This is a genomic window from Arthrobacter sp. M4 (assembly GCF_020251205.1).
Lineage (GTDB): Bacteria > Actinomycetota > Actinomycetes > Actinomycetales > Micrococcaceae > Arthrobacter.
This window is the reverse complement of the sequence record NZ_JAIWYX010000002.1, coordinates 107,129-125,619: the sequence shown is the minus strand read 5'-3', so window position 1 is coordinate 125,619 and position 18,491 is coordinate 107,129. Positions and strand designations below refer to the sequence as shown.

The window sequence follows — 18,491 nt, the reverse complement described above, 5'->3', positions numbered from 1 at the left end:
CCGTCCGAGCCAGGCCTACCATGGAGGAGGGGAGCTCCGTCGGCCGATTGTCGGGACAGGTCATGGCACCACACAACGCGAATAGGCGGGACAACCGCATCCCTGGAATTGCAACATTGCGCCCCGGGCACCGCATCAGAGAAATACGCCAGGACCTCCATGACCGACACCCTGCCCGGGCCCGCTACCAGGTCATTGCTGCTCATCATCCGTTAGCCGGCGGGGCACCTCTTGCGGCTCCGGCCTCGGATGAATACCAGATCCGTCTCTACACGCGGTCCCGCAGTGGAGACGTAAGGGTGCGACTCGCCGCGGTCAGGGAGGCCATAGCAACCTCGCCATATGTCTGGGAGGACCTCGCCGATGATGGCGTGCGGGAATGGGTTGAGCCTTCGATTGAGGACGATGTGCTGTTGTCGGCTGCACTGGTGTCTCTGGGAACTTTGAGCGCCGAGGAACGCCCTTATTTGGGCAAGTTCGTGGTCGAGGAGATCTACGAGATTCTGACAAGTGCAGAAGCGGAATACTGGCACCGGGCCGTATCAGGCCGCCGCCGGCACTGACCGAATCAGCCTGGTTCCGAGATCCTAAGCTCTCAGAGCGGACCAAACGTCGTTCTTGAACCTATGAAGCATGGGCCTCTCGGCTGAACTCTGCAAGAATCACGGCATGGTCGACCGCACTGCGTCCGATGAGCACTACGTGCTTGACCTGTGCGATGGCGTCCTCGGCATGAGCAGCTGCCGCCAAGCGACGTTCGATTGGCTCCGCGGCGACCCGTCCCCTTTGCGACCCCTCGGCACCAAGCTGCCCGTGGACGGCTTTTGGTCCGATCTCAAGCTCGTCGTCGAGTTCCAGGAGGAGCAGCATTCGAAGCCGTCGCCGTTCTTCGATCGACGGCAGACCGTCTCTGGTGTCGGTCGCGGCGAGCAACGTCGCCTCTACGACGAACGCAAGCGCCTTCTTATCCCCGAACATGGATTGAAGCTCGTTGTGATCGAGAAGTCCGCGTTCATCGTCAAGTCGAAGCGGATCCGGCGCGACCCGACGAGGGACATTGCCGTGGTGCGCGCGCACCTCGGCAATGCGCAGCCAAAACGGCTCTAGTGCCGACGTCGCCATCGAAGTGCTGTGATCGGTAGAAGCCAGTCAACGACATGACGAAAACCCGCGATGGATGAGCCTCAGACCTTTGCGCTGGCAGTGCAGTCCACGAGTGCCGAGGTGAAGTCCTTCGACTTCCAGATCTTCTTGTCCTCGTCCTTCGGCAGGAAGTCCGAGATCGATCCGGCCCCTATTGGTGCGCCGCCGGCGAGGAAGCGCAGCGTCTCCTGCGAGAACCCTGCCTGGAAGACGACGCCCGCCAGGCAAGCGCCCGAGGCTGCGTAGGTCTTCTTCTGATCCTCGTTCAGCGCATAGGAGGAGAACGTCGAAACGAGCCCCGCGGTCAGCTGCGACGAGGAGTTGATGCTCGTGCCCTGCGGCACCGGGAACTTTGGCGTGAGATCCGGCTGCCGGGCCTCGGGGAGATCCTGTCCCTGCTTCGGCGGCACGTAGACCTGATCCTTGCCGTCCTTGCTGGTCGTGGCACCCGGGGCCGGGGTCGGCGGGATCACCGCGTCGACGCAAGCGTCGAACTTGTCGCGCAGCTCGGGGGAGAGCATGATCGCGGCGTCCATCGCGCTGACCTCGCGCAGGCCATTTGCCACCGCGGCGATGTCGTCGCTGCCCTTGCCCACGATGTAGGCCTGCGCGGCGTCCGAGAGCTTCTTGTCCTGGACGGCGCGGACCAGGCACGCGCCGCCGTCGGCGCTCTTGGCCCCGGTGCCCTGGAACAAGAGCCGGTCCAGCGCCTTGCCGAGGTCCTCGCTGGTCACCTTCGCCGCGCTGGTGCTCGGGCTCGGCGACGGCTGCGCCGTCTCTGAGCCGGCGGAGCATCCGGCGAGCAGGCTGCCTAGCACCGCCAGTGCGGCGGCGGACAATGCCGCCTTCCTCGTCATCGGGGTCTTCATCGCCATGGCCTCTCCTGTCGGGTCGATGTCTGCGCCGGATGGCACAGAGCCCGCATCCGACTGGTCTTCCAGTACATCTTATCCGATAGGCCAATCGAATGGTCTATCGGTTGATGCGCGAAGAGCGACACCAAAGACGGCTGACAGAAGGTCTGCGCCAGGCCCTGGCGATGCCTGGTATCGCCAGGGGGCAGCTGGGCTGGGAGGGATCAACGGAGTTGATCCGGACGGGTGCTCGACGCGTCCCGAGCGCGTCACCCGGTCCCTGGGTGGGCCGGGTCGGGACGGCATGCCGCACCCGGACGACGCCGACCCGAGAGAGGGACTGCCCATGACCCGGACGACTGTGCCGACGGACCTGATGCCGCGCTGCCAGATCGCGGACCCGCAGGTGCAGGAGCACCTGCCGTGCCAGCACCACGAGAGCGGCGGAGTGCAGTGCGAGAACCCCGATCCGCACACGGACGACCACTGGATCTCGGAGCACACAATTTCCCACGCGCTGGCCGGAAACGGCTACGCCTGCACGGCATTCGAGCCCGCAGAGCCGGCCCGAGCCTTCCAAGGGCCTGTCCGGACCTACACCGAACAGCAGATGGTCGACGCGCTCCTGCGATGCGCCGCGGACCGGGACAGCCTCCCGCGCAACGACTACATCCGCCGCAGACACGACGACGAACCATCCGCGCCGCTGCTGGAGCGCCGGTTCGGCTCCTGGAATGCAGCCCTGGAGAGAGCGGGCCTGAACACCACCGAGCAGCCGCTGCACTTCCAGGGCGCGACCACGAAGTGGACCGAGGAGATGATCCTCGACGCCCTGCGCGAGTGCTGGATCAAGACCGGCTCCATCGCCGTGCTCGCCTACGAGGCCTGGCGCACCGGCGGCACCGATCGAGAGCGCCGGAGTCCTCATCGCCACTCTTGCCTTCATGATCTGCCTCGCGTGGCTGGGCTGGTTGCTGTTCCGGCGACGGTTCCCGAACCGGGACGGGCAGATCGCGTATCTGGAGGAGGACTACCGGCGGGCCTGCGAGAGCGGAGACGTGGCCGCGGCCGATCAGATCGAGGCTGAACTCTGGGATCTGGGGGCAGCACCGGGCTGGCCTGGGGCCGGGCGTACCGGGTTCGATCAGCGCAGCTGATGCGGGACCCGTGATGCAAGGGCATCTGGGATCAACGCAGTTGATCCGGAAGGAGCACTGAGGAGCGCTCGATCAGCACAGCTGATCCGAGTCTTCATTCGAAAGATCATCGTCTGATCAGCACAGCTGATCCGGATGGGGGTCTGAGAGACAACCGAACACTTCAACTCACCATCGCGCGCGGAGCAGGGACACTGCCCGCGCGTTTCGTGCACAACGAGGAGAAACACTCATGTCGAACCCCCGCAACTCCGCCACCGTCATCGGCCGCCTGACCAAGGACCCGGTCGTCTTCAACAACCAGGACGGCTCCAAGAAGGTCGCGTTCACCCTGATGGCCGACCACAACTACACCGACAGCCAGGGCAACCGCGGCGCTGACGCTGTGCCGGTCGAGGCTTTCGTGCGCGCGGCCACCAACGGCATCGGCCCGTTCGCGAGCATCCACAAGGGTGACCTCGTGGCCGTGAACCTCAAGCTGCGCCAGGACCGCTACACCAAGAACGGCGTCGAGGTCTTCGAGCTCAAGGCAGTCGTCGAGGACATCACGTTCCTCGAGCCCCGCTCGGTGACCCAGGCCCGCGTGAACGAGCGCGTCGCTGCCGCCGAGGCGCAGAACCAGGCCCTGCAGACCCAGCCGGCTCCGGCTCCCGTCGCAGCCGCTGCCGCACCGCAGCCGGCCGTCGCCAGCGCCGTCCACAGCGAGGAGCTGCCCTTCTCCTGAGAAGCGCGCCCCGCACCCAGCACAACCCACAACTGAATAACAACCGAATAGGCGGGTCACACACGCCGACAGTCCCCGTCCGAGGAGCCTCGCGCTGCTCGGACGGGGATCTGCTTTCGCTGGCCGCCGTCCTGCCCTGCCCCCAACGTCATCAGCCAAGAGAAGGAGTTCCGCCATGCAGATCGTCGCCGACGCGACCGTCGAGGCCACCGATCACGACAAGGCCCTGCACGCAGGGCTCACCGCCGTCGTCGGCTCGGTGATCACCGACCACCCCGGACCAGATGTCGAGGCCATGGTCGACGACGTCGTCAGCGCCGTCATCCAGAAGCTGCGCCTGCACGCTAGCCAGGTCTTCGTCGCCGATCACGGTGGTACCCGCCCCGTGGAGCGCTTCCGCACCGTCACCGGGCGGATGGACCTGGAGGACCCGGAATGAGCCTGGTCCAGCAGCTCGAGCCCGCCGCCGCGGTCCAGCCGGCTGCCGGGCTTCCCGCGGCGGCGCGGATCCTCGCCGAGGCATATCCCCAGATCGTCGACTTCGACCCCAGTGGGATGACGATCGAAGAAGTGCACTACTTCCTCGGTGAGTCGGCTGCCGTCGCCTTCTTCCAGTTCCTGGTCCTCACCAAGCGGTGCAAGGCCGCCGTCGGGATCCGGCGCTGAGAGCTTCCGTACAGAGCGGTTCGATCCCTCCGTGGCTCCGGCCCTACCAGCGCCCCGCGCGCCCTGCCCTGCCCTCCGGGCAGCAGTGGCGTGGCGGGGCGCTGTCTTTTCGTTCAGGTTTCGTTCCTGGCCGGGCGTGGAGGGGATCGGCACAGCCGATCCGGATCTGACGACGAAGGACAACGTCCCCGTCCTGCCACACTTCACTGGAGGTCCGCCATGTCTGGTCTCAGCTGCCCCAACGATGGCGCGCCGATGGAGTCCGACGCCCCCGCCACGGCCCGCGAACGGGCCGGCCGGCGCGGTTGCGCCTGCACCCACACCTGCCCGGAGTGCGGCTACTCCGAGATCCGCTAATCACCGCCCATCGACCGAGGAGGGGCCATGTCGACCTCCGTGCAGCACCGTCATCACCGCAACCACGACCACACCCTCACCGGCTTCCTGTCCGCCGTCACAGCGGTCTGCCAGGAGCTGAACGCCGCCGACGACGCCGACGAGCTCGAGCGCCACGTCGGCTGGGTCTCGCACTCGTGCGAGCCGGACTACCAGGTGCTCGTCGAGCTGATCGGCCCCGCGCCGGGCCTCGCCCTGCAGCTGGTCATCGACCTGGACATCGACTCGACGGTCGCCTCCGCGCAGATCGTCGGCACGGCCGATGACGAGTCGTTCACGACGGACGTCGAGGTCGGAGTCCGGTTCCTGTCCCATCTCGTCGAGCACCACCTCGCGCCAGCGGCCAGGCCGTGCGACGGCTGCACGGCTCCGGACTCCCTGCGGGCACCGACCTGGAAGTGAGTGGCGAACGGCTCCTCGTCCCTTTCCTCACAACCCCTCGCCGGCTCCTTCCCGGAACCGGCCCACGGCGCTCTAGCTCAGCGGCAGAGCACTCGGCGTTCTGACTGCCCGCGGTTCGATTCCGCATCAATCCCTGGTCGGGCAGACCCAGGCAACAGGCCCGTTGCAGGGCGACGCACGAGAGGTCACGGGTTCGATCCCCGTGAGCGCCACAGACCCAGGGTCGTACAGGCCCGCGCGATCCATCAGCTGCACCAGCCAGGAGGGCACTGCCATGACCGACACCATCACCCCTGCCTTCCTCGACATCGTCAAAGACGGCGGTCCTGCGGTTCAGGAGGCTCTGTTGCGCTCGACCGAGCGCCACCGCATCCTCGGCGGCAAGAGCGCCCGGATGCTGCGCCGGGGCGACCGGGTCGCGCTGCGCGACCTGAACCCTGATCTTGATGGCGGCACAGCCGTCGTCGAGCAAGTGCGGCCCTCGGTGGGCAGCACTGTCCACATCCTCACCGTCGGCGGTGAGGCCCACCTCGTCCGCGGCTCGCGCCTCGTGCTCGTCGCCCGCGGACCGGAACAACCCTGACCAGCAAGGAAACCGCCATGTACACCGGACCCATCAGCAACGGCATGCTGCTCGGCATGACGCACAAGGGACGCAGCGCATTGATCCGCGAGCTCAGCCCGGACGTGCGCCGCAAGCTCGCACACATCGCCTCGCTCGGTGCCGAACAGGAGACCAGGAAAGCCGCCGAGCACTTCGACGCTGGCCGGCGCGTCTGGGCCGGTAACAGGCTCGACCACGCCCAGTCACTGAGCCGGCTCGCTGCTGAACTCACGGGCGAGCCCGACGGCGTCTTCATCGTCGAACCCATCGACTCCGGATCCGTCGCGGCAGGCAACTGATCTCTTTCACTGGACCCCTGGCACCGAGCGCATCGCTCAGGGCCGGGGGTCCTGTCTTTCTCTTTCCGGAACAGCCAGCACAGCTGGCTCGGGCGTGCCCGTGGAGAAGCACGCCTGCCACCCCGGCCAGAGCGCCCGACGAACCCTCCAGCAAGGAACCCCACCATGAAGCGCACCCCCTCCGGATCTGTCTTCGGCGGCCTCATCGCCGCCGTGCTCTGTATCGTCACGCTGACCGGCTGCGAGGACCTGCCGAAGGCCCCCGGCGTCCCGGGTACGCCGTCCACCAGCACTGCGGCAGCCCAGGACCCGGGACAGGTGTCCTCTGGCAAACCGGCGAGCGTGGAGACCAAAGTCATCCGTGTCATCGACGGCGACACCGTCGCCGTGCTGCCGGTGGCCGGCCTGCTCGAGGCGACCGACAAGCATATCGGGATCCCCGAGCACACAGTCAGGCTCCTGGGCATCGACGCGCCCGAAATGAACTATCACAAGGATGCCGAGCCCGAATGCGGCGCGAGAGCCGCCACTGATCATCTTGGCGGCATCCTGCCGCAGGGCATGCCAGTGACCATCGAGTTCGACCCCGGGGCAGACAGAACTGACCGTTATGGCCGTTCTCTCGCCTACGTCATCACACCGGCCCACAACGACGCCGCGCGACAGCAGGTCACCGACGGCTACGCCATGCCCTGGTTCCCCAAGGGCGAGCCGGAGCCCCAGCGGATCCCCGACTACCGCACGGCGGCTGACAACGCCGTGGCCCTGCACGCCGGTGCGCACTCACAGTGCTCCTCCATCGGCCGCGGCTGAGCTGCTGCACTTACAGACTACGAACCAGGAGACCCACATGCCCATCCCTACAGCACCCTCTGAGCTGGACGAACTCCAGGTCGGCGACAAGGTCCTCGTCAAGAGGGTCCTCGACCACCCCGCCTGGATGAAGCAGGTCCCGTGCGATCCCCGCAATGGCTCCACCACGAAGTACGTCCGCGACCCGCAGGTCGTGGAGGAGCTGGGGGTGAGCAGCGTGATGGACCGCCGGGCGGTACCCGTGATCGCAGCTGCCGGCAACTGGCCGGGACGTGAGGCGCACACGCTGATCCGCCTGCCCAACGGCTTCTGGTACGACTGCGCCACCGGCCTGCAGGACGGGTCCGGATCCACGCGCATCGAACGCATGCACTGAGCCTGAACAGAGCCCGGCACGGGGGAGAGCCCTTGGTGCCGGGCTCGTCTCTTTCCTGGCGGCTCGTCAGATCGGCACAGCCGATCCGGATCTGGACTCGAAGGAGACACCCGCTCCTTCCCGACCAGAAGGAGCAGCACGATGAGCAACGACGACCACAAGTGCAGCCTGGCCCAGCTGGAGCGGGCGCTCGAGGCGCTCGACGGAAAGCTGAAGCGCCTGGGGCTGAACACCCCGGTGCAGATCCGTGCGATCGGCGGCTTCGCGCTCATGAAGTACGGCATCCGTGCTGCGGACCGGGCATTCACCGTCGACATCGACAGCGTCACCGGTGATTTCGCGCCAGAGGTCATGGCGGCAATCCATGAGGTGGCCGACGAACTGAACCTGGAGCGCGACTGGATCAACAACGACAACGTGATGGACGGCGACGACGCTGAGCTGGTGGCCTCGATATACCAGGCGCGCTGGATCGACGACGACACAGCGTACGAGTGCATCAGGCTTCAGCTGGCCAGTGTCCCCACGCTGACCCGCGCCAAGATCATCGCCGCGGACACCGCAGAGTTCTCCGGTCGTGCACAGGACCTGCCGGATCTCCTGGAATTGCTCCGATTCCAGGGCATCACCACCGCTGCCCGGTTCGATGCCGCTTACCCGGATCCCTACGACGAATACCCCGCCGCCCGCGAGGCCGTGCACGAGCACTTCGCTGCGGACAGGACGTTCGCCTGAAGAAGACCCCACCGTCAGAGCGCGTGCTCCGGCGGTGGGGTCTCTTTTTTGTCCGTGGTTTACTGCTGGCCGGAATCTTCGGAGTTACCTCCGTCGTCGATGTCCTTCAGCCGCTGTTCCAGCCGGGTTGCGTGGGCCTCTTTGACTTTCCGGTAAACCTTGACGCCACCTGCAAGGACCAGACCTGCAGCCGCCAAGACCCCCGCGGCGATCAGGTCCTCTGTACGGGCATCCTGCTTGCCTGCGTGGTAGCCCTTGCCATAGACCGCGCTTCCCGCCACGAGTCCCTCCCCTTTTGAATTCTGAACTTCGCCGAAAGCCTATCCCAGGGGATGTGTGTGGGGGATATGTGTCGAGCCGGGATCGCCGGCGCTGCCCCGGCGAGGAACTTTGGAACCTTCTTGTTGTTCTTCTTCATCTTCGATTCTCAGGTGCAGCCAGTGGTGGTGACAGCGGAGCTGTCACGGAGGAGTCATCGACGAAGGACGGCCTGCAGTGCAACGCCGTGCCCCACAGGATTCCGAGGAGAACCGCCATGAGCACCATCGCCGCACCCATGCAGGACGCGCTGCCATTCGACTTCGGCTCTGATGTGCTGGTCGTCAGCGCGCCCGTCTACGACGAGCAGGCCCGCCAGGCCGACCGCGAACTGTGCCAGCGCTACTTCACCGGATGGTGCGGCACGGCGTTCCCGGCTGACGGCACACGGGCAGAACGCGCCGAGACCACCTTCGCGGACTTCCAGGCGGCCGCCCGCCGTCTGGCAGAGGGCTGAGGAACCAGCGGAGCTGATCCAGGTCCGGCATCGAACAAACGACTTCATCAAACAGGAGGGGATCACCGTGTCCACTGCCACCACTTCCGAGCCCGACCTCGACGCTGAAGCTCAACGCGTTGCAGCCGTCCACCGACTTGCCACGAGCAAGGCCTTCTACCCGGAGCTGCGGCGTGCCGAGGCTCAGGCCCGGGTCCAGCTCGCCGCCGCCGTCATAGCAATGGACGAGGTCGAGGACGGCATCGCCGCCGGCGAGAAGATCCACTCACTCTACGAGCAGGCTGCAATCGAACGGGCCAAAGACGCCTACGCCCAGGCGCTGGCTGATCTCGTCCGCGGCGAGTCCAGCGTTGAAGCTGACCCGTCGACTTCCCAACCCATGAACCAGGAGCACTGATCACCATGTCCTTCCTCGAGAAGATCGGATTCGTCGAGACCGCCGAGCAGGAGGCCCAGCGCCTCGCGCAGTCGCCCGAGGGCTCGGCCAACCACGAACTGTCCAAGCTGCCGGTCACCATCGAGCAGTGGCCCCAGGACCTGCTCATCGAGCTGCCCTGGCACGCCACCGAGCGGGGCTCAGGCCACCGCGTCGTCGTGGTGCCCATCGAATACCGCGGCGAGGCCCGCACCGAGGGCGAGGAAGAACCCCGTCCCCGCAAGCGCCACGCTGGTTGGTGGAACTGCGCCGTCGTCGCCAGCGACCACCCCAGCTACCCGGTCGGCGGCTACCGGCTGAGCATCCCCGCTGCCGAGCTCGCCCGCGGCAAGCGGATCGAGCTCTGAGAGAACACATCCCACAACGAAGGAGCGTGAACCACCATGCCTGACACGATGCAGACCACCGGCCGCCGCGAGCGGATCCTCCGGAGTGTCGGCAGGGCGCTCCTCGTCACGGGGATCGTGCTGAACGTCCTCGCCCTGCTGCCCGCGATCGCAGCCAGCGCCTGGACCGGCCACTGGACGGCGAGCGCGGTGCTCGTGGTCCTGTCCGGTGCTGTCTGGGCTGCTGGACTTCTGGGCCTGAAGACCTGGGCTGCCCGGCTACGCCGTCACAACGGCACCCAGCCCAGCCAGCACCAATGACCAGTCGCCCTGCCTGATCCCACCAGAGCCCCGGCTCCTGCGCTCCGGCGCGGGGCCGGGGCTCTCGCTCTGTCTCTGAGGCGGGTTCACGCGCTGCGGGGCAGCGCCTGGTGTTTTGCAACAGCAAGAGAACCATCCCGAACAAAGGAAGAGCCATGACCACCCTGACCACGACGCGTGTCCCGCTCAAGCAAATGGACCCTGCGATGCTCGTGTTCGAACTCGAGCGGGAGATCCAACACCTCATGCCCGGCACCACGAACACGGAGCTCGTAACCCGCGCAGCTGCGACGGCCTCGTTCCTGCACCGGAAGCAGACCCGCTTCATCAGGGGAGACATGCCTCGCGTGCCGTACATCGAGCATCCGCTGCGCGTGGCGTTGCGCCTCCTGCGCTGGGGCGTCACCGACGCTGAACTGATTGCCGCAGCACTGCTGCATGATGTCGTCGAGGACTGCAGCAAAGAGCTGCTTGCTGCTTTCGGCCAGCCGGGTGAGGATCCCCTGGGCTGCCTGGCGCGGCTGTACGGCCGGCGCGTCTCGGTGCTCGTTGGGGCGGTGACGACTCCTGGCGGCAGCACCTCCTACGAGGAGCACCTCACGCGGCTTGCCAACTCCGGTTCCCGGGCGCTGCTCATCAAGGCCAGCGACCTGAAGGACAACGCCGGTTCGATCCGGCACCAGCTCGGCCACGGCCAGGATTCGCGCATGTACCGCATGCTCTTCAAGTACATGCCGGCCGTCGAGATCGTCGGAGCAGGTCTGCGCCGCTCGCTCTGCTGCCCTGCTACCCAGCAGTGCACCATGGCTGCCATCGCCGCGATGGAAGATCTCAGCCACGATCTCGCAGCCCTGTCGGCCGAGCATGGCATCGACTGATCAGCATGCCGCAAGCCGCAAAATTCAGAAAGGAACCTGATGGGAAGCAGGCAGGTAACTCTCACCTCGTGTGATCGCTGTGGAGTTGAGACGGAGTCGGATGTTGCCCATGAAAATTCAGACAACTACGACCCGGACGCCCACGTTTGGCGGACATTGAAATTCCACTACATCCAACCGTGGTTCTTCCTCTGTCCCGATTGCGTGAAGGCCTTCCTCAAATTCATGGCCATGGAAGCAGTGCTGCCGGTCAAAGTGATCCGCAGGCCCGACCGTCCATGAACCAGAGAACCAGCACTACAGCAGAGACCCCACCGCAGGAGCATCAGCTCCGGCGGCGGGGTCTCTTTTTTCTCTGGTCACTTCTTTCTCCCGCGGACCGGATACTCCGGCTACCAGCCGGAGCTGAAGGGCAAGCGCAAGTCACCGGAGAGGATCCCGCCGCACAGGAACAGCAGTGCGGAGACGCCGATGAGGCCAACGGCGAAAGCCACCGGCCGGTCCTCGTAGATCTGCCGCAGCCGGGATACGAGGCTCTGTGGCTTCTTACTGGTCTTGTTCGGGTCTCCTGCTGGACTCTTCCGGGTCTCATCGTGGTCGGTCATGGGTCTGCATCCCTTCTGGTCGGTGTGTGGTCTGGTATTGGGCGGTGGGTGGTCTCGTCGAGGGCTGGTGCGGGTCCCGTCAGAGCCCCGACTTCAGCGGCACGACGATGTCACCGACCATGAGCACCAAGCTCATCGACAGCATCGCCAAGCCGATCACGTAGGCGACCGGCAGCTGCCTGGCGACGTTGACGTGACCGGGATCAGGTCGGCTGAACCGCCGTGCCAGGCAGCGCCTGGCCCCTTCAAAAGCGCTGCCCGCGATGTGGCCGCCGTCCAACGGCAGCAGCGGGAGCAGGTTGAACACCCCAATGAAGAGGTTGAACGAACCGACCACCAGCCCGAGCAGCGCAGCCTTACCGCCGATGTCGAGGCCGGGTTTGGTAGATGCCGCGACCTCGCCGGCGAGCCTGGATCCACCGATGACTGACATGGGTCCGTCCTGGGCACGCTCGCCCTGGCCGAAGATCGCCTGGGCGACGTTGTACACCCGGGCGGGCAGCTGCACGATGGAAGACACTGCGTGCCCGGTCATCTCGCCCATGCGCTCCATCGTGTAGACCGGGCCGTGCCTGGTCACCACCTCGCGGGACTCCGGCTCGACACCGAGGAAGCCCACTGTCGCAGACTGCTTCGGGCCGTCACCATCGAGGTCCCGCGGCATGGCGATCGTGTGCGAGGCCTGGAGCTTCACCTGCGTACCATCGCGCTCCACCTCCATGGCAGCGATGCTGTCGCCGTTGGCGTGGATCAGGTCCGACAGCTGTGACCACGAGGTGACTGGCTGGCTGTTGAAGCTGACGACCACATCGCCGGGACGCAGCCCCGCCGCCCGGGCGGGGGAGACCTGGTCGCTGTCTTGGCACGCAGTGCGTTTGGCGTCCTGGGGGATCACGCAGTCGGAGACGACGGAAACCGCAGGGCGGCCGGTCGGCTCGACCGAGTGCACGCCGTAGATGCCATAGACACAGAGGAAGCAGAGGAACGCCAAAGCGATGTTCACCCCGGGCCCCGCCACCATCACCAGGATCTTCTTCGCCGCGGGCAGCTTATAGAACAGACGGTCAGTGTCGCCGGGTTCGACGAGCTCGAACTCCGCCGCCCGGGTCTGCGAGACCATCTGTGCGAACAGGCCCGTGTTGGACTTGCGCAGCGTGAGGGGCGCGTCCGGGGTCGCGGTGCTGGCTGCGACGAGGACGTCGCTGTGAGCTTCCTGGTGTGCCGACGCGGCTGCTGTATCTGCTGGCACCTGCTCGCCGCGGGAAATCTGCTGCTCGCGGTCCGTCTCGGGCGGGAACATGCCGATGATCTTCACGTAGCCGCCGAGCGGGATGAGCTTGATACCGTACTCGGTCTCGCCCTTCTTCAGGGACCAGACCGTCGGGCCGAAGCCGACCATGTACTGGCTCACCCGGCACCCGAACTTCTTCGCGAAGTAGAGGTGCCCCAGTTCGTGCAGCGCGATCGAGACGAAGATCGCGGTCAGGAAGATCACCACACCGAGCGCGTACAGGGCGACCTCCGGACCCGTCATGGCGTGTACCCCTCGTCGGGCCGGCTCTGTGCGATCGTCATCGGTGCATCCCCTCGTCGTGCCTCGTCTGTCGATGCTCTATCGCGATAACAGGGAGCATCGACTCGTATACGTCAATTCTCGCATGTCGAATGCCATTCAGACAGGACGCTGCATTGATGTCGAGAGATGCTAAGAGCCCTTCCTGATCCTCTTTCGATGATCAGGAAGGGCTCTTCGCCCGCGCGGACCCGGGTCAGTCCGAGTCACCGCGCGTCAGCTCAAGAGCAGCCGCCTCACGCTCCCTGTAGACCTCGTAGAGCGTCCGGCCCGCCGCATCGACCTGCAGGAACGCCAGCAACGCCTGGTCGACGTCGATCATCCCTGCGGCCACAAGCGCGAGCTGCGCCCCGAGCCAGGTCTTCATCACGCGCCAGGCAACACGCTCAGCGTGGGCCCGGCTGGTCCGCTCGGCGCGCGATCCCGCCTTCAGCCGGCCGGCGGCGTCCTCCTTCTGCAGCAGCGCCTCCATGCGGTCGACGCTGGCTGGAAGAGAGAAGCCGCGCTGGCCATGCGGCGTCGCGAGCAGGAAGTCCAGGGAACTGGGCACGCCGGAGGCGTCGTAGTCGACGCTGATCCGGCGGGCCCCGTGCTGCGCGAGCAGCGCCTGCATCTCGGCGACGGTCTGCGCGGCCGAGATCTTCGTGGAGTAGTTGACCGGCGCAGCCACGGCTCAGCTCTCCTGGTCGTCGTCCACGGGCACCAGCTCGCCAATGCCACGGACCGTCCAGTCGCCGCTCGCCACATTGACGAGCGTGCAGTTCGACCCGGCGGTCGCCTCCGAGTCATACTCCTCGAAGACGTAGACCCGCGGCGGCGCATGCACGCCTTCATAGACGTCTTCGTCGAGCATCACGCGGCCGCCGAGCTCGACGCCCTTGTGCACGACGACCTCGGGCGACTGTTCCGCCTCGTCGTCATCTTCGGCCGCGTGGGTCCCGGCGGCCGGGGCCGGAGCCCCGGCCAGCGAGCCGAGAAGCTCGGCTCGGCGCGCATCGAGCTCAGCCAGCCGACCGAGGAGCTGGCCCTGCTCGTCCTGCAAGGCCAGCAGCTCGGTCACGGCCACGGAGGGGCCACGCACGACCATCACGCCGCGGCCTTGCTGCGCTTGCCCTCGGGCTTCTGGACCTCGACGGCCTTCGCCGCCAGGTACAGGCCCTCACGGTTCAGGTGGCGCGAGTATGCGGCGTCGAGGTAGAGCACCGGGATGCCGCCGGCGGCCTTCTGCAGGACAGGACGCAGGATCTCCTTGATCGGGCCCGAACCGCCGCCGTAGACGTACACCACCTCGGTGGTGCCGCCGACCTCGGCGAGGACGTCCTCGAAGCGTGCGCCGATCTCCTCGCCGAGGTACTCGGCCTCCTCGTCGACGTAGCCCTTGGCGCGGTCAAACCTGCCCTGGAGGAATACGCTGGGCTCCTGCTGCAGGAAGTCGGCCAGCGCCTTGCGGTTCTTGAACCGCAGGTCCTTGTCTCCGCTGGTGCTCATGCGGTCCAACGCGTTCGTCAACGCGGTGCCGTAGCCCTGGTCCAGGGTGCTGGCCGCTTCGGAGTTGAACGCGCCGTCGGTGAAGACGGGGAAGTTCACGGTGCCCTCGCCGACGTCGACGCCGACGGTGTTGCGCACACCGACCAGCAGCTCGGCGGTGACACCCTGTAAGCGCGCGGCCTCCTCGGGGTCCGAGGCCCGAAGATCGTCCAGCAGAGCCTGCGCCAGCGGCGCACCCTTGTCGGTGATCGCGAACTGCGCGGACGCGCCCTCGGGCAGGACCTGCACATCCTCGAACTGCAGGCGCACGGTGACCGGCGTGGAGAAGTTCTTCACGGTCACCAGGTGCACCGTGGGGTCAGCCGTGCCCAGGAGTCCCACGAACTGGGCAGCGTAGGCGCTGCGGCGCTGCACGTACTCAGCAATCGGCAGAGCCAGGCCTGCGCGCACCGTGGCGCGCAGCTCGCGGTCCGGCAGCGCGCCGTGCTCGCGGACATAGTCGCGGAGGGCCTTGGCGGCGAAGACGCCCAGGACAAGCACCGAGCTCAGTTCCTGGTCAGCCTTCGAGCGGGATCCGACGACCTCGAACTGCGTGAACTTCGACCCCGGGGTGCTCAGTGCCGCGCGGCCGAAGGTGCGCAGGTCCGAGTGCCCGATCAGGGGAGTGGTGAACGAGGCGGCGACGCGGTTGTAGAAGTCGTCCTCCACCACGATCTTGAAGGCATCCGAGTCAGCCTCGGGCACCTTGGGCGTGGAGCGCGAGGTGCTCACCACGGCCGAAGGAAGGTCGATCGTGTCGAAGACCTCCTTGCCGTGGACCTCGCCGCGGATGACGCCCTTGACGTATCCGTTGCCGACGTCGATGCCGCCGGTGAGCTGGATGGTCTTCTCGGCGGTGCGGGTGTTGCTCATGATTGTGTCCCTCTCGGTCAGGAAGTCGGTGTCTCAGGAAGTGCGGTGCGGATCAGCGGGTGAGGAAGGCGTCCAGCCCCGAAGGGACAGAAGGCTCCTCGGCAGGAACAGGGTGGGGCTCGCGGACGGGAGGCGTGGGCGGCGGCTGAACAGCCTGGGCTGCCTCGACGCGCTGCACGGGCTCTGAAGGAACAGCAACAGGCACGGCAGTCTCGTCACGGCTTTCGCGACTCTCGTGCTGGCTTTCACTCCCGTCACGGCCGGCATCGCCGCGTTCCTCTCCTTCATGGGCCTCGCCGGGCCCAGGGTCCTGCTCGCCCTGCGGCGGGCGGCCGCGCCGGGGAAGCTGCTCAACGGGACGGTTGACCACGTCGATGTAGCCGTCGCGCTGGATTGACTCGCGGATCAACAGCTGGAGCGAGCGCGAGATGTCGTACTGCTCGTCGAGCCACCGGTTCGTCGACTCGTCGGCCCGCGGGACGCTCCAGCGCAGACGGCGCGGCTCGGCCTTATCGGTCATTGCGAGCACCCCCTTGCGCCCTCGTGCTGATGGACACTGTCCTCGGTCATCGCGGCCCCCTCTCATGCGCGGTCCCCGAGGCGCTACTGCCAGTCGGGGACCTTTCGACTCATTTATCAGTCATCATTCTACTGGTCTTTCAATGGTCTCTGCAAGGACCACGCCAAGACCAGCAAAAGGCCACCAGCAGATCAGGCCTGCATCACCGTGAGCGACCCCTGGCCGCGGCGGGGCCCGTGGGAGCCGCTGGCAGGACCCGCAGAAGGCCACGGGTCAGTCGAGGAACCAGAAGACACAGGACTCATCAAGGGCTCACCCGGGACCGGCACGCGGTCCGCTGCGGACCAGTAGAAGACCTCGATCAGGCCACGGCACATTGGAGGGCGCTCGGTGGTCCCACGCGAAGCACTGAAGCGCCCTCGAAGAGACCCGCAACAGTCCAGCGTCGCGAGCCGGACCAGAGCAGACCTGTAAGAGACCATCATGGGACCAGTAGTGCGCCCGAAGCGGCCCCGAGGAGTGCCATCCGGCACTCAATGGGGCCTGAATGGCCTTTCTGGACTCTCTCAGGTCTTGTATGGGTCTGGTCTGTGTCCCTGTCTGGCCATGCCGGTGCAATGATCTGTCCACTCCGGGACCAGAAGGGGTCCAGCGATGCGGGCCCGGACCGGTACCTGGAACACCCGCCTGCGACACCTCGAGGCAGTCCTGGAGCAAGCGGAGAAGCTATCGGAGCAGGGTGGAGCAGCTGTGGTTGCGCCTATAGCGTCACCGACCCGCCCGGGGGCCGCAGGGAGAGCGGAGGGAAAAGGCGAACTGGGTAGTAGGGCCCCGCATGGAGCGAAAGTGCAAAAACTCCGCTTCCTGGAGAGGCTCACGGGCGGTGGGGGTCCAGAAGGTGAGAACCCGTGAGCCTCTCCAGGAAGCTGCACCTGGTGGGAGACCCGGACGGCTCGGTGACGCTGTGGAAGCGGGGGCTGCCGTTGGATCCAGGGAGGCTTCATGCTTCCCGGAAAAGCTCCTCTTCTGATGCGTCCACGAGTGACAGGCCGGGCGGTGGCCTTCGAGGACTCGCTGTCGCTCATCCTGGGGTGCAGCTGCCACCAGGAGGGCAGACGGCCGGCCCGGAACGGACCCCGGCAAGGAAGCGGTGTAGGCCCGCCTCGGACGCGGAGCGACAGGTGCTGGCGCGGCCGCGAAACAGAGCCGGAGTGAGCGCCGCACACCGGCGCGACGAGCGCACCGACAGATCAGTGCAGTGCTGTGACAGCAGAGTTTTCCACAGCCTGACGCGACAGGTCGCGGGGAGAGGTGGACCGCTGCGCGCCGGGTCTGATGCGCCTGCGCCAGCAGGTTGCACCAGGGGGTGCGGACCGGGCTGCGCCCGACGTCGCTGACGCTACGTGTGAGGACCCGTACGGGTACCCGCTCGTGCCTCGCGGTGGTGCGGAAGATGCATCCGTACGGCGTTGCAGCGGACGGCAAAAGGGCTGTACACCCAAAAGCCCGTAAATCCAGCGGAAACGACGTGACCCGTACACCCGCTGCGCGGATGGAGAGGGGGTGTACGGGTCAAGGGTGTACGGGCCGTTTCCCCTGATATTCCAGGCTTCCGCTAACGCTCCAGCCGTGGAATGGCGAAATGGCGGCAAGAGAGGAAAAGGGCATAAGGGAACCTGGCAACAGCGGTCCTGCGGACCCTCCGCTTCGCTCCGGTCTCTCGCTGCGCTTCGAGACGCTGTTGGTCGGCATAGCCGACAGGTTCCACCGCTCGCTTCGCTCGCCGGTCCGTCAGTCGCTGCGCTCCCTCCGGCTATGCCCAGCGCTGCGCTTGAGTGGAGGACACCCCCGCCTGCCCCGCCGCATTTGTCCACAGGTGGACGACGCGGCAAAGGGTGCAGCCAGGCGGTGGATCACCTGGCGCTGCGCACCAGGTTTGTCCGAGGAGGACGGCCCGTCGGCCGGCCCGCTGCGCGGCCCAGTCGGAGCAGTTCCCGACACGGTTCACCAGTGGGCCGTCAGGCCAGCGGAGCTGGCACGGGAGCTGGACCGTACATCGAGTCTCCGCGGACCCCTGGCGGGACCTGCACTCGATGCCCGACACCTGCATCCCGAGAAACAGAAGAGGCATCGTCATGACACACGCCCGGAAGGCATCCAGGTCCGCACGCCGGCCACAGCCGCAGCTCTCGCCCTACGACACCGGAGCCAGGTGCGAGGCCAAGCCGTGGATCCCCTACGGAGAGCGAGTCACTGAGGCGACTCCGGCGGAGAGCTTTGGCAAGGTCGACTTCGACGATGAAGAGAGCGGCACGGTCTGCGTCGCCTACCTCGAGCGCGACAAGGACGGTGGATACACCCTTCACGTCGCACCGCTCAGCGAGGACCGGAAGGTCCGGGTGGCAATCCATTACGAACGCGGCGTTGCCAGGGTCAACGGTGCCCAGGCGTCGGCAGCTGCCGCGTAGTGACCTGCCGACTGAGAAGG

The 18,491-nt window shown here is 66.5% G+C and carries 27 protein-coding genes and 1 tRNA gene; 20 read left to right on the top strand and 8 right to left on the bottom strand.

Annotation, left to right across the window (positions count from 1 at the left end):
* Positions 1 to 62: 62 nt before the first annotated feature.
* Positions 63 to 563: a hypothetical protein gene (locus LD110_RS04210; RefSeq protein WP_225496615.1), complete on the top strand. Its 501-nt coding sequence runs from the start codon at positions 63 to 65 to the stop codon at positions 561 to 563.
* Positions 564 to 669: 106 nt separating this feature from the next.
* Complete coding sequence (locus tag LD110_RS04205) at positions 670 to 1,107, top strand: hypothetical protein (RefSeq protein ID WP_056388145.1); 438 nt, start codon at positions 670 to 672, stop codon at positions 1,105 to 1,107.
* 77 nt (positions 1,108 to 1,184) lie between these two features.
* Here the strand turns inward: LD110_RS04205 and LD110_RS04200 are convergent, their stop codons facing one another.
* Positions 1,185 to 2,018: a hypothetical protein gene (locus LD110_RS04200; RefSeq protein WP_225496614.1), complete on the bottom strand. Its 834-nt coding sequence runs from the start codon at positions 2,016 to 2,018 to the stop codon at positions 1,185 to 1,187.
* Between the two features lie 325 nt (positions 2,019 to 2,343).
* Here LD110_RS04200 and LD110_RS04195 point away from each other — a divergent pair, with 325 nt between their 5' ends.
* From LD110_RS04195 to LD110_RS04140, 12 genes are all read left to right on the top strand, one after another.
* Positions 2,344 to 3,084, top strand: coding sequence for a homing endonuclease associated repeat-containing protein (locus tag LD110_RS04195; RefSeq protein ID WP_225496613.1), 741 nt, complete (start codon positions 2,344 to 2,346; stop codon positions 3,082 to 3,084).
* A gap of 302 nt (positions 3,085 to 3,386) precedes the next feature.
* The gene (locus LD110_RS04190; protein ID WP_225496612.1) at positions 3,387 to 3,878 is read left to right on the top strand and encodes a single-stranded DNA-binding protein; all 492 of its coding nucleotides are present in this window, start codon (positions 3,387 to 3,389) and stop codon (positions 3,876 to 3,878) included.
* A 175-nt stretch (positions 3,879 to 4,053) separates the two neighbouring features.
* Positions 4,054 to 4,317, top strand: coding sequence for a hypothetical protein (locus LD110_RS04185; protein ID WP_166187740.1), 264 nt, complete (start codon positions 4,054 to 4,056; stop codon positions 4,315 to 4,317).
* Positions 4,314 to 4,544 carry a hypothetical protein gene (locus LD110_RS04180; protein WP_225496611.1) on the top strand — a complete coding sequence of 77 codons (231 nt, stop codon included), beginning with the start codon at positions 4,314 to 4,316 and terminating at the stop codon, positions 4,542 to 4,544. The genes LD110_RS04185 and LD110_RS04180 overlap by 4 nt, the downstream gene beginning before the upstream one ends.
* 219 nt (positions 4,545 to 4,763) lie before the next feature.
* Entirely contained in the window at positions 4,764 to 4,901 is a 138-nt protein-coding gene (locus tag LD110_RS04175; RefSeq protein WP_156783993.1) for a hypothetical protein, read from the top strand.
* Between the two features lie 27 nt (positions 4,902 to 4,928).
* Entirely contained in the window at positions 4,929 to 5,342 is a 414-nt protein-coding gene (locus tag LD110_RS04170) for a hypothetical protein (RefSeq protein WP_225496609.1), read from the top strand.
* A gap of 66 nt (positions 5,343 to 5,408) precedes the next feature.
* A tRNA-OTHER gene (locus tag LD110_RS04165) sits at positions 5,409 to 5,554 on the top strand.
* A 62-nt stretch (positions 5,555 to 5,616) separates the two neighbouring features.
* Positions 5,617 to 5,925 (top strand): hypothetical protein, encoded by a 309-nt coding sequence (locus LD110_RS04160; protein ID WP_071416397.1) that lies wholly within the window; start codon positions 5,617 to 5,619, stop codon positions 5,923 to 5,925.
* 17 nt (positions 5,926 to 5,942) lie between these two features.
* A complete protein-coding gene (locus LD110_RS04155; RefSeq protein WP_056387614.1) occupies positions 5,943 to 6,245 on the top strand; it encodes a hypothetical protein in 303 nt (100 codons plus the stop codon).
* Positions 6,246 to 6,410: 165 nt separating this feature from the next.
* Positions 6,411 to 7,058 (top strand): thermonuclease family protein, encoded by a 648-nt coding sequence (locus LD110_RS04150; protein WP_225496607.1) that lies wholly within the window; start codon positions 6,411 to 6,413, stop codon positions 7,056 to 7,058.
* Positions 7,059 to 7,095: 37 nt separating this feature from the next.
* Positions 7,096 to 7,434, top strand: coding sequence for a hypothetical protein (locus LD110_RS04145; protein ID WP_225496605.1), 339 nt, complete (start codon positions 7,096 to 7,098; stop codon positions 7,432 to 7,434).
* Positions 7,435 to 7,575: 141 nt separating this feature from the next.
* Positions 7,576 to 8,169, top strand: coding sequence for a hypothetical protein (locus LD110_RS04140; protein ID WP_225496603.1), 594 nt, complete (start codon positions 7,576 to 7,578; stop codon positions 8,167 to 8,169).
* A gap of 59 nt (positions 8,170 to 8,228) precedes the next feature.
* On the opposite strand, the gene LD110_RS04135 is transcribed toward LD110_RS04140, so the two are convergent.
* Complete coding sequence (locus LD110_RS04135; protein WP_225496602.1) at positions 8,229 to 8,450, bottom strand: hypothetical protein; 222 nt, start codon at positions 8,448 to 8,450, stop codon at positions 8,229 to 8,231.
* Between the two features lie 254 nt (positions 8,451 to 8,704).
* Here LD110_RS04135 and LD110_RS04130 point away from each other — a divergent pair, with 254 nt between their 5' ends.
* The 5 genes from LD110_RS04130 to LD110_RS04110 all read left to right on the top strand — a co-directional run bounded on the left by LD110_RS04130 (position 8,705) and on the right by LD110_RS04110 (position 10,905).
* Positions 8,705 to 8,944, top strand: a complete 240-nt coding sequence (locus LD110_RS04130) for a hypothetical protein (RefSeq protein ID WP_225496600.1) — start codon at positions 8,705 to 8,707, stop codon at positions 8,942 to 8,944.
* A 67-nt stretch (positions 8,945 to 9,011) separates the two neighbouring features.
* Positions 9,012 to 9,341, top strand: coding sequence for a hypothetical protein (locus LD110_RS04125; protein ID WP_225496599.1), 330 nt, complete (start codon positions 9,012 to 9,014; stop codon positions 9,339 to 9,341).
* Positions 9,342 to 9,346: 5 nt separating this feature from the next.
* Positions 9,347 to 9,727 carry a hypothetical protein gene (locus LD110_RS04120; RefSeq protein WP_021473549.1) on the top strand — a complete coding sequence of 127 codons (381 nt, stop codon included), beginning with the start codon at positions 9,347 to 9,349 and terminating at the stop codon, positions 9,725 to 9,727.
* Positions 9,728 to 9,763: 36 nt separating this feature from the next.
* Positions 9,764 to 10,027, top strand: a complete 264-nt coding sequence (locus tag LD110_RS04115) for a hypothetical protein (RefSeq protein ID WP_225496598.1) — start codon at positions 9,764 to 9,766, stop codon at positions 10,025 to 10,027.
* Between the two features lie 155 nt (positions 10,028 to 10,182).
* A complete protein-coding gene (locus LD110_RS04110) occupies positions 10,183 to 10,905 on the top strand; it encodes an HD domain-containing protein (RefSeq protein WP_225496597.1) in 723 nt (240 codons plus the stop codon).
* A gap of 392 nt (positions 10,906 to 11,297) precedes the next feature.
* On the opposite strand, the gene LD110_RS04105 is transcribed toward LD110_RS04110, so the two are convergent.
* The 6 genes from LD110_RS04105 to LD110_RS04080 all read right to left on the bottom strand — a co-directional run bounded on the left by LD110_RS04105 (position 11,298) and on the right by LD110_RS04080 (position 16,003).
* On the bottom strand, positions 11,298 to 11,510 hold the full coding sequence (locus LD110_RS04105; RefSeq protein ID WP_166187762.1) for a hypothetical protein: 213 nt from the start codon (positions 11,508 to 11,510) through the stop codon (positions 11,298 to 11,300).
* A gap of 79 nt (positions 11,511 to 11,589) precedes the next feature.
* Complete coding sequence (locus LD110_RS04100; protein ID WP_225496596.1) at positions 11,590 to 13,044, bottom strand: RIP metalloprotease; 1,455 nt, start codon at positions 13,042 to 13,044, stop codon at positions 11,590 to 11,592.
* Between the two features lie 235 nt (positions 13,045 to 13,279).
* Positions 13,280 to 13,753 carry a hypothetical protein gene (locus LD110_RS04095; protein WP_225496595.1) on the bottom strand — a complete coding sequence of 158 codons (474 nt, stop codon included), beginning with the start codon at positions 13,751 to 13,753 and terminating at the stop codon, positions 13,280 to 13,282.
* Positions 13,754 to 13,756: 3 nt separating this feature from the next.
* The gene (locus LD110_RS04090; RefSeq protein ID WP_225496594.1) at positions 13,757 to 14,173 is read right to left on the bottom strand and encodes a hypothetical protein; all 417 of its coding nucleotides are present in this window, start codon (positions 14,171 to 14,173) and stop codon (positions 13,757 to 13,759) included.
* Complete coding sequence (locus LD110_RS04085) at positions 14,170 to 15,483, bottom strand: hypothetical protein (RefSeq protein WP_225496593.1); 1,314 nt, start codon at positions 15,481 to 15,483, stop codon at positions 14,170 to 14,172. The genes LD110_RS04090 and LD110_RS04085 overlap by 4 nt, the downstream gene beginning before the upstream one ends.
* A 52-nt stretch (positions 15,484 to 15,535) precedes the next feature.
* Positions 15,536 to 16,003 carry a hypothetical protein gene (locus tag LD110_RS04080; protein ID WP_225496592.1) on the bottom strand — a complete coding sequence of 156 codons (468 nt, stop codon included), beginning with the start codon at positions 16,001 to 16,003 and terminating at the stop codon, positions 15,536 to 15,538.
* A gap of 2,135 nt (positions 16,004 to 18,138) precedes the next feature.
* On the opposite strand from LD110_RS04080, the gene LD110_RS04075 reads away from it, so the two are divergent.
* Positions 18,139 to 18,471 (top strand): hypothetical protein, encoded by a 333-nt coding sequence (locus LD110_RS04075; RefSeq protein ID WP_225496589.1) that lies wholly within the window; start codon positions 18,139 to 18,141, stop codon positions 18,469 to 18,471.
* The last annotated feature ends 20 nt before the right edge of the window (positions 18,472 to 18,491 follow it).